A 7,311-nucleotide genomic window follows, 5' to 3' on the forward strand; every position below is an offset into this window, starting at 1 on the left:
TATGCAGGCGAGGAGTGCAGTGGTTATTGTCTGGCCAGCGTGGCAAATGCATCGCTGGCTGCCAGCCGCAGGTCATGTCCATCACGCACAATGAACAATGCGGCCAGACGATGACGGTGTGCGTAGGCCATGCCATCGCGTTCGCCCAGGACGGTCAACGCGGTCGCCAAGGCATCGGCGTGCATGCAGTCGGCGTGAATGACGGTGACGGAGGCGACGCCGTTAGAAACGGGCTGCCCCGTGCGAGGGTCTATGGTGTGCGCAAAACGGCCCATGGCGCTATCGCGATAGCGCCGATAGTCACCCGAGGTCGCAATGCTGAGATCGGACAAAACGAGATTCAAGGCATGGTCGTTGCTGCCGTCGGGGACTTCGATGGCGACCCGCCAGGGTTGCCCGTCCGGCCGTCGGCCTCGCGCACGCAATTCGCCACCGACCTCCATCAGATAGTGTGTGACGCCGAGCGCGTTCAGCGCCTGTGCGGCAAGGTCGACGCCGTAGCCCTTGGCGATGGCAGAGAGATCCAGGTAGATGCCTCCAGGCTGCCAGCCGCACATGCCGTCTCTATCCAGTCGCACGCGTTGCCAGCCGCAGCGTTGCCGCAGGCCAGCGATGGTGTCGGCGCTGGGCGGCTCGCTGGCATACGGAGGCGGGCCGAATCCCCAGGCGTTGACGAGGGGCCCGATGGTTGGATCGTAGGCTCCTTGAGTGTCGGCAGCCAATTGAAGGGCATGTTGCAGCACGTGCAGGCAGTCGTGCGGCAGCGGCTGCCATCCCTGGTCTGCGCAGTTGTAGCGCGACAGGTCTGAGGCGCTGTCCCAGGTGCTCATTTGGGCGACGACTTTGTCCAGCGCTTGCTGGATGGCGGCGCGTACTGCGTCAATGGTGAGGTGCGGCGGCAGCGCCAGCCGGGCCGACCATGTTGTGCCCATGGTGGCCCCCGCGAGTGCAGCGGGCTTTTGCGCTGCGAGGGCTGCCTGATTGGCGTGGTGTCTGGCGCCGGTCGTGCCATCCCTCGTATGGTAATCGGCGGACACGGTGCCAGGCCTGCCGGGCACATTCAGGTTATAGGCCGCGTGATAACTGCCAGGTGCGCCCCCCGGCTTATCGGGAATGTTCACGCGATAAACCGTGCGCGGACCGGCAGCCACTGCGCCCGGTCCGCTGGGCGCATAGGAGGGCTTGCCGGTCATTTTTGACGCCATGGCTGGACGCCTTTATTGCGCCAGGACTTCCAACGTAGCGACGTAAGACAGGCGGCGTTTGGTGGCCTTTGCGACAGTGGTCTTGTCGTCTTCGGTGCGCGCTTCGACCCAATACAGGCCGGGCTGCGCCCATTTGATCTGGAACTTGCCGTCTTTGTCGGTCTTGAGCGCGATTTCTCCGACCTTGTCGCGGTAGCGGCTGCCGCCCGGGACGATGTTGACTTCCAGGTCGGCAGCCGGTTTGCCGTCCACCGTCAGTTGGAATGTCGCGGTTTCGTCGGCATACAAGTCATTCGGGTGAGTGACCGCGACGAGCTCCAGGCCTTTGCCCGACGGGGTGATGGTGCTGGGTTTGCCGGCGGTGGCAAAGGTCTCGACACGTCCCACGTTTTCCGAGATTTCGAGGTCTTGTGCCTGGGCGGGCACGGCTGCATCCAGGCCATCGGCTTTGCCGAAATAGCGCTTGGGCTTGCCGTCCTCTTTCCAGCGGGCAAAGACGCCGTCATTGACCACGGCGATGCGATAGGTGCCCGTGTCGTTCAATTGCAGATCAAAGGTGCTGCGCAGCTTGCCGCGATTGGCATTTTCGGCGGCGACGGTTTTGCCGTCGGGTGCGATGATGACCAGGTTGTCCAGACGTAGTGGGGCGTGGTTGAAATAGAACTTGTCGTTGCCGACGGCGGCGTCGACGGTGATCCAGTTACCCGTACCCGACAGGACGGTGGAGGACGGCACCATCCAGGTGTCGTGAGCATGAACGATGGCGGGCAGGCTGAGCGCCAATGCGGCGGCGAATCGAATAGCGGTTTTCATCCGTTGTTGCTCCAGGAGGCCTCGTATGTGCCGAGGCGAAAAATCAAGGTTTCAAATTGACGGCAATGGCGCCTAGCTCGTGCTCGCCTTTTGCTGTCAGCTGCTCGGCTTTGCTCGGCGGCCAGTCAAACGGGACGCGCACGAGTTCTCGTCCACCGACTTCGCGGGCAGCTTCGACGACGACGGCATAGCGGCCGGGCTTGAGTTCGGCCAACGGTTTCTGGGTGCCGGCAAACGAGAGCTCGTGTTTACCGGCAGGGCGGGTTGCGCCGCTGACGCCATCGACCGGGAATTGCTGATCCCGGCCGCTACGGCGCCACCATTGGCGGATGTCTTTCAGCCATTCGGCGCCTTCGTTGTTTTTCTTGGCCACGTCGTACCACACCGCCAAGTCACCCACGGCGTTCTGGTCGGCGTTTTCCAGCCAGATGGCGACGTAGGGACGGTGATATTCGGCGACGTCTAATCGCGGAATCTCAATGTTCAGGCCCAGGTCGGCGGCCTGAGCCGTTCGGGCGATCAGGCCGGCCAACAGAGCCGATAACAGCAGCTTGCGCATAAAGTCTCCAGACTTGCGGTCTTCAATGGATGAAAAGCAGTGCCAACACCACAGGAATCACGACCCCCAACCCGACCATCGGCCAGGTCGCGGCGCGCTGGCCTGCGTGCAGTTGCAGCAGCACCAGCCCCGTGATCGAGAACACCAGACAGGCAATCGCGAAAATATCGAGGAACCAGCTCCAGGCTGTACCGGTGTGACGCCCTTTGTGCAGGTCGTTCAGATAGGCGATCCAGCCCCGGTCGGTTTGTTCGTATTCGACGGCGCCATCGGCCAAGTCAATGGACAGCCAGGCGTCACCGCCGGGCCGAGGCAGCGAGATGTAGAGTTCGTCAGGCGACCATTCCGGGCTGCGGCCGTCCACTTGTGCGTGGACCTCGCTGTCGAGCCACTGCACGATCGGAGTGGGGACGGGCGTATGCTTATCCGAGGTGTCGACGGCCTTGAGTTCAGCCAGCAGAGGGGCGGGTAGCTGCGCGTCGCGCGTCGTGACGGCTGGGCGGACGCTGATCGAGGAGGCATTATTGAGCGTCAATCCGGTGATGGCGAACAACAACATGCCCAAGAGGCATAATGCGGAACTGATCCAATGCCATTGGTGTAGTGTTTTGAGCCAGTAGGCTCGTCGGCGAGAGGCGGGTTGACTGTCCATGACCAATATTGCGCTAAGGCTGCGGATTCTAGCACTTAAATGAGAATGGATCTCAAATATACAAATGCAATCGCTGATTCCACTTAACTTTCTGGCCGTATCGGTCGGAGCGGCTTTCGGGGCGTGCGCACGTTGGCTACTGGGGATGTGGCTGAATAGTTCCTCCGGTTGGCCGTGGGGCACTTTGATCGTCAATCTGGTCGGCGGCTATTTGATTGGCGTGGCCTTGGCGGTATTGCTGGCGCACCCGGAATGGCCACAATGGGTGCGTTTGGCGGCTGTGACGGGATTCTTGGGCGGATTGACCACGTTTTCGACGTTTTCGGCAGAAACGGTGGCAATGCTGGAGCGTGGGGCGTATGGTGCCGCGTTAGGCTATGCGGCCGTGAGCCTGATCGGTTCGCTCGCGTTGACGGCGCTGGGATTAGCCAGCGCTCACGCGGTGCTGCGCTGACATGAATGGTGAGCGTCGAGCGTTCGATTGGTCATCGTGCCAGGAGGACCTGCGCCGCCTTCAGTCCACTGCGCACGGCTCCTTCCAGCACGCCTGGATAGCCGGTGTCGGTCCAGTCGCCAGCCAGCGCGAGGGTCGGCCAAGGCGTCGTGTTCAGGGGGCGTTTCAGGCCAGGCACGGCGGCAAAGGTGGCGCGCTTTTCAATGAATAGCTCGGCCGCCTCGATGGCAGGCATGGGGGCCAATCGCGAGGGATGGCGCGCGGCCTGTTCGGCCACCTGAGCGATCAGGTTGGCAATGATGGCGTCGCGATCGTCCTCAGCCAAATCGCGGGCTGCACTGGTCACGATGGCCAGTTCTGCGCCGGGCCTGCTGCGGGTCAGGCGCGAGCGATCAAATATCCATTGACCAAAATGGCCACGGGGTTTGTCCTCGCGCAATTGCATCATGGGCTCTGGCAGCGGCCAGGGCGACGCTAGCCTCAGGTTCAATGTGGCGATCGGCATGTAGTCGAACGCTTGCAAGGCTTTGAGCAGACCGGGCGTGTTGGCGTCAACCAGGGCATCCTCGAGCAGGCGCGCGGCAACCGAGGGCGGGACGGCCAGCACCGCCGTATCGAAGCGTTCCCGATTGACATCGACGCCGTGCACCGAGGGGACCAAATGTCGAACGGTCGCGCCATAACGCATGGTGGCGTGTAGAGCGACGGCATCGGGCCACAGCGCTGACAGATCTACGCAAGGCAGCAGCAGATCGCTGTTGTGGCGATGGCCGTTCAGGCTGTCTTGCAAAATACGGGCGTACAGGCCAGCACTGGCTTCGCCCAGCGGCGTATTCAGCGCGGCCAGGCAAAGGGGTTCCCACACGCATCGAATCAATGGCTCGGGTTGTTGAAAATGTGCCAGTAACTGGGCCACTGTCCAGTCGCGTGGTGGATGCCAGGCCATTTTCTTCAAGCCGTACATCAAGCGTATGGCGGCAAAACGGCTGTTCCAGGACAGGCCGCGGGCCGTAAGCAGCGCGGTTGCTGCATGCAGGGGCGCGGGCAGGGCCGGTGCCGACAGGCGGAACTGTCCGTCCAGACTGCTCAGCCGCAGCGACCTGCGCATGAGCAGGGTGGAGGGGTTGCGGCCCAGCCGGCGCATCAGCGCCAGGGTCTGATCATAGGCGCCCAGCAAGATATGCTGGCCATTGTCCAGATGGCCGCCGAAATCCGGGTGCACCACGCGCCGGGCACGCCCGCCGGGGGTGCGGCCTGCCTCGAATACGGTGACTTGCGCGCCAGCATCGCGCAGGGCGGCACAGGCGGCGAGCCCTGCCCATCCCGCGCCAATGACCGCGGCCTTCATCGAGCTGCCAGGCGACGCACCAGGCCGCGGCCGCCGCCGACCCAGGTTTTCCAGGCCAGCCAGAGTTTGCGCAATGGCGTCAGCGAAATACGCTGATGCAGCACCTGCCAGTTGTCGCGTTCGATCTCGTCCAAGAGCGCATGATAGATCGCCGCCATCATCAGGCCGGGGCGCTGCGCGCGGCGATCCGCCTCGGGCAGACTCTGCATGGCTTCTTTGTACAGCTGCCGGGCGCGATCGGCCTGGAACTTCATCAGTGCAGAGAACTGGTCGGAATACGTGCCGTTCAAAATGTCGGCGGCTTTGACCTCGAACTGCTGCAATTCGTTGATAGGCAAATAGATGCGGCCGCGCCGGGCGTCGTCCCCGACATCCCGAATGATATTGGTGAGCTGGAACGCCAGCCCCAATTTGCTGGCGTATTCCATGGTGCGCGGATCGGTATAGCCGAATATTCCGGCAGACAATTCGCCCACGACGCCAGCGGCGTGCCAGCAGTATTTGCGCAGGCCAGGCCAATCCAGGTAGCGGGTCTGGTCCAGATCCATTTCCATGCCGTCGATGACGGCCAGCATGCGCTCGCGTGCAATGCCGCAGGGTTCCAGGTGAGGTTGCAGCGCCCGCATCACCGGGTGTTCGGCCTGTCCTGCGAATAATTGATCGACCTGCGTTCTCCACCAAGTGAGCTTGATGCGTGCCACGGACGGATCCGTGCATTCGTCAACCACGTCGTCCACCTCGCGGCAGAACGCATACAGCGCGGTGATGGCGCGGCGGCGTTCTGGGGGCAGGAACAGGAACGAATAGTAAAAGCTCGAACCGCTTTTGGCGGCTTTTTCCTGGCAGTATTCGTCAGGCGTCATAAATTTGGTAGGTATCCCATCGGTTTTTCAGCATGCCTCGCGTCGATCTAACGACTGCGCCACAGCATGATCGCCCAGTCTTTCACGCCCAGTTCGGGCCGATTCATGAAAACGTCATAGCCGCAGAGCTCGATTCGCTCGAGAATGCGCAAGCCTCCTTGCACGACCAGACGCAATTCCAGGCCGATACGGCCGGGCAGGCGTCGAGCCAGCGGAGCGCCAGAGTGTAGCAGTGCTCGAGTGCGCGTCACTTGAAAGGCCATCAGTGTCCGCCAGGCGGGCGTCAGCCGGCAGGCCGCGATGTCCTCGTCAGTGACATGATGGCGCAGCAGATCCTCGCGAGGCAGGTAACAGCGCTGCTTGCGCCAGTCTACCCGCACATCTTGCCAGAAATTGACCAGTTGCAGTCCCGTGCAAATGGCATCGGCCTGTTCGAGATTGTCGGGCGTAGCCGCGTCATATAAGTGCAGCATCAGCCGTCCGACCGGGTTGGCCGAGCGCGAGCAATAATCCAACAGCGTCGCGTAGTCCTCGTATTCCTTGACAGTGACGTCCTGTTCAAAGGCCGACAGCAGATCGAAAAACGGCGTGATCGGTAGCTGGTGCCGGGCGATGGTCCGCGCCAGCGGCGTGAAAATAGGTGCGAGCTCCGGTGCGGGAGCGGGCATGCTGCCGGGTTCGGCGCCGATGCGATGCAATTCGGCACGAAAGGCTGCCAGATCGGCCAGGCGTTGCGCATCGCTGGCGTTGCCCTCGTCGGCAATGTCATCGGCCGCGCGGGCGTACCGATAGATATCGGTGACCGGGCCGCGCAGGCGGCGCGGCAGCAGCAACGAGGCAACAGGAAAGTTTTCGTAGTGGTCGACAGCCATACTTCTAGCAGTCAGCCATATTGAGGCTGAGAGGTGGTGTTCGGAATAAGGGCATTTTAGTAGGGTACTTTTTTTGCCGCCCCGAGGTAAGAAGCGCCTCCTCGGGGGGCAGCAAACCGAAGGCGCGGCGTGGGGCATTTTTCCCCGCCACGGTTGGGGGCTGTGGCATGCGTCGGGTGGAGTTNTTTTGGCGCAGGAGGTCGGCGTGTAAAAGCCCCGCCGGGCCTATCGCCGCGACTCGGCCCATGAGCAGGGGCCTCGGCCCGCTTCGCGGGCTAAATCGCGGCTCAACGGCCCGGCGGGGCTTTTACACGCCGACCTCCTGCTCGCAATGTCTGCCATTGACGGATGTCATGCAGCTTTGCTGCATCAACGCTGTTGCGTGACGTTCAGGCTAGGCGGGTGGCGCTAGCTCAACCCATCGCATTGCCAAAGTCGGCTTCAAAAAAACCGTTGATGGCCATCAGCCCTCGTTGCATTCCTTCATCATGAGTCCCTGTCGCGTGCCTGGGCGTGGTGCCGGGCCGTTGAGCACGGATTTAGTC

The 7,311-nt window shown here is 62.3% G+C and carries 8 protein-coding genes; 1 reads left to right on the forward strand and 7 read right to left on the reverse strand.

The window, feature by feature from the left end:
• Window positions 1–23 precede the first annotated feature (23 nt).
• The 4 genes from ACNA0J_RS27545 to ACNA0J_RS27560 are packed head-to-tail and all read right to left on the reverse strand — an operon-like array spanning window position 24 to window position 3,280.
• Window positions 24–1,193, reverse strand: a complete 1,170-nt coding sequence (locus ACNA0J_RS27545; RefSeq protein ID WP_415822116.1) for an FAD:protein FMN transferase — start codon at window positions 1,191–1,193, stop codon at window positions 24–26.
• A gap of 24 nt (window positions 1,194–1,217) precedes the next feature.
• Window positions 1,218–2,018: a DUF4198 domain-containing protein gene (locus ACNA0J_RS27550; RefSeq protein WP_415822117.1), complete on the reverse strand. Its 801-nt coding sequence runs from the start codon at window positions 2,016–2,018 to the stop codon at window positions 1,218–1,220.
• 43 nt (window positions 2,019–2,061) lie between these two features.
• Window positions 2,062–2,577 carry a DUF2271 domain-containing protein gene (locus ACNA0J_RS27555; RefSeq protein WP_415822118.1) on the reverse strand — a complete coding sequence of 172 codons (516 nt, stop codon included), beginning with the start codon at window positions 2,575–2,577 and terminating at the stop codon, window positions 2,062–2,064.
• 22 nt (window positions 2,578–2,599) lie between these two features.
• Window positions 2,600–3,280, reverse strand: a complete 681-nt coding sequence (locus tag ACNA0J_RS27560; protein WP_415822129.1) for a PepSY-associated TM helix domain-containing protein — start codon at window positions 3,278–3,280, stop codon at window positions 2,600–2,602.
• Between the two features lie 13 nt (window positions 3,281–3,293).
• On the opposite strand from ACNA0J_RS27560, the gene crcB reads away from it, so the two are divergent.
• Window positions 3,294–3,683: a fluoride efflux transporter CrcB gene (crcB, locus tag ACNA0J_RS27565; RefSeq protein WP_415822119.1), complete on the forward strand. Its 390-nt coding sequence runs from the start codon at window positions 3,294–3,296 to the stop codon at window positions 3,681–3,683.
• A gap of 31 nt (window positions 3,684–3,714) precedes the next feature.
• Here crcB and hpnE read toward each other — a convergent pair whose 3' ends face one another.
• The 3 genes from hpnE to hpnC are packed head-to-tail and all read right to left on the reverse strand — an operon-like array spanning window position 3,715 to window position 6,766.
• Window positions 3,715–5,031 carry a hydroxysqualene dehydroxylase HpnE gene (gene hpnE / locus ACNA0J_RS27570; protein ID WP_415822121.1) on the reverse strand — a complete coding sequence of 439 codons (1,317 nt, stop codon included), beginning with the start codon at window positions 5,029–5,031 and terminating at the stop codon, window positions 3,715–3,717.
• On the reverse strand, window positions 5,028–5,894 hold the full coding sequence (gene hpnD / locus ACNA0J_RS27575) for a presqualene diphosphate synthase HpnD (RefSeq protein ID WP_415822122.1): 867 nt from the start codon (window positions 5,892–5,894) through the stop codon (window positions 5,028–5,030). Before hpnD ends, hpnE begins: the two co-directional genes overlap by 4 nt.
• Window positions 5,895–5,941: 47 nt before the next feature.
• A complete protein-coding gene (hpnC, locus tag ACNA0J_RS27580) occupies window positions 5,942–6,766 on the reverse strand; it encodes a squalene synthase HpnC (protein ID WP_415822124.1) in 825 nt (274 codons plus the stop codon).
• Window positions 6,767–7,311 lie beyond the last annotated feature (545 nt).

The sequence above is a fragment of the Bordetella tumbae genome, from assembly GCF_965139195.1.
GTDB lineage: Bacteria > Pseudomonadota > Gammaproteobacteria > Burkholderiales > Burkholderiaceae_B > Bordetella_A > Bordetella_A tumbae.

Excerpts from the sequence above, each read along its gene's own strand:
- hpnE (WP_415822121.1), bottom strand. The coding sequence starts at position 5,031 with ATGAAGGCCGCGGTCATTGGCGCGGGATGGGCAGGGCTCGCCGCCTGT.
- ACNA0J_RS27555 (WP_415822118.1), bottom strand. The coding sequence starts at position 2,577 with ATGCGCAAGCTGCTGTTATCGGCTCTGTTGGCCGGCCTGATCGCCCGA.
- ACNA0J_RS27550 (WP_415822117.1), bottom strand. The coding sequence starts at position 2,018 with ATGAAAACCGCTATTCGATTCGCCGCCGCATTGGCGCTCAGCCTGCCC.
- hpnD (WP_415822122.1), bottom strand. The coding sequence starts at position 5,894 with ATGACGCCTGACGAATACTGCCAGGAAAAAGCCGCCAAAAGCGGTTCG.
- crcB (WP_415822119.1), top strand. The coding sequence starts at position 3,294 with ATGCAATCGCTGATTCCACTTAACTTTCTGGCCGTATCGGTCGGAGCG.
- ACNA0J_RS27545 (WP_415822116.1), bottom strand. The coding sequence starts at position 1,193 with ATGACCGGCAAGCCCTCCTATGCGCCCAGCGGACCGGGCGCAGTGGCT.
- hpnC (WP_415822124.1), bottom strand. The coding sequence starts at position 6,766 with ATGGCTGTCGACCACTACGAAAACTTTCCTGTTGCCTCGTTGCTGCTG.